The sequence below is a fragment of the Corynebacterium sp. DNF00584 genome (assembly GCF_001552965.1).
GTDB classification, from domain to species: Bacteria; Actinomycetota; Actinomycetes; order Mycobacteriales; family Mycobacteriaceae; genus Corynebacterium; species Corynebacterium phoceense.
In genome coordinates, this window is record NZ_KQ959752.1 from 1 (window position 1) to 1,190 (window position 1,190).

A 1,190-nucleotide genomic window follows, 5' to 3' on the forward strand; every position below is an offset into this window, starting at 1 on the left:
CGCGTGCGCGCGACAGAGTACCGGATTCCTGGGTGGGGTGCCAGGATCCCGCCGCGCAGCCTGTGGATAACTAGTTTTGTCGTTATGGTTATCCACAGATTGTGGCGCCTTGCTGGGGCTTGCCATTGCGCGGGGTTGACAAGGCTTCGTAGCGTGTGAGGCATGACAACTTCTCTCATCGACGACTACAAGCGCCACAACGTCGACTCTCTTAAGTCCGTGCGCGGGATGACGCGCACGCAGCTGTGGGATGCGGGCATCAACGACATTGATGCGTCGCTGTTCCTGCGGTTGGCCAAGGTGTACTGGGAGTCGGGCCACGCGCGTATCGACGAGGCGCGGGCGGCCGCGCGTGCGCGCAACCACGGGCTGCGGGTGCTGGAGAAGATCGAGAACTTGGCACAGAAATCCGATAGGCCGAATGACCTGCGGGTGATTTTGTGTGGCACGCTCGAAGGCGAGCTGGAGAAAGTCGCGGCCAAGCATATTACAAAGCCGAAGCCGGTCAACGAGGCGTCGGTGGCGTTTGGCAAGGACGGGCGTAACCGGTTGATCGTGCGCTCGGACGAGGGGTGGTTGATGGATTTCATTAACTCTCTGCCGGGCGTGGATGACGGCGGCCTGGAGGCGGTGTATGAGGGTTTGAAGCAGCACGCGAGGGGGAAGATGGGCCTGGCGGCGCCGCGGAAGATGCTGCACATTATCGTGCCGTTGCCTGTGATGGCGCAGCTGATTCAGGGTAATACGGAAGACATTAAGGTCCGGGCGTTGGATGGGACGTGGCGTACGGGTGAGGAGATCATGGCCGAGTTGTTGGAGGGCATTGGGCTGGCGACGTTTGTCAACGCCCGTAATGAGCCGGTGAAGCAGTACCGGCTGCAGCGGTATTTCAGCGCGGCGCAGAAAGAGTTGGCCGCGGCGGTGCAGCATGTGTGTCAGGATCCGGAGTGTCACCGGCCGTTTAACTTGTTGCAGGCCGACCACCTGGTGGCGTGGTCGAAGGGTGGGGAGACGAATATCGACAACATCCTCATGCTCTGCGAGTATCACAACATGAAGAAGCGGGATGGGGACGTCTATTACAAAGACGCCGAGGGTCGGTTCTGGAAGCGCCGGAAGTTCGGGCCGGACCTGCCTTGCACGAATAACTAGGAAAACCACGAAAACCCGCCCCGAGGGGCGGGCGATTC

Annotated in this window: 1 protein-coding gene; it reads left to right on the forward strand. The window is 60.7% G+C overall.

Annotated features, from left to right (window positions below; genetic code table 11):
* Positions 1-162 precede the first annotated feature (162 nt).
* Complete coding sequence (locus HMPREF0307_RS07195; protein ID WP_066490439.1) at positions 163-1,152, forward strand: HNH endonuclease; 990 nt, start codon at positions 163-165, stop codon at positions 1,150-1,152.
* Positions 1,153-1,190 lie beyond the last annotated feature (38 nt).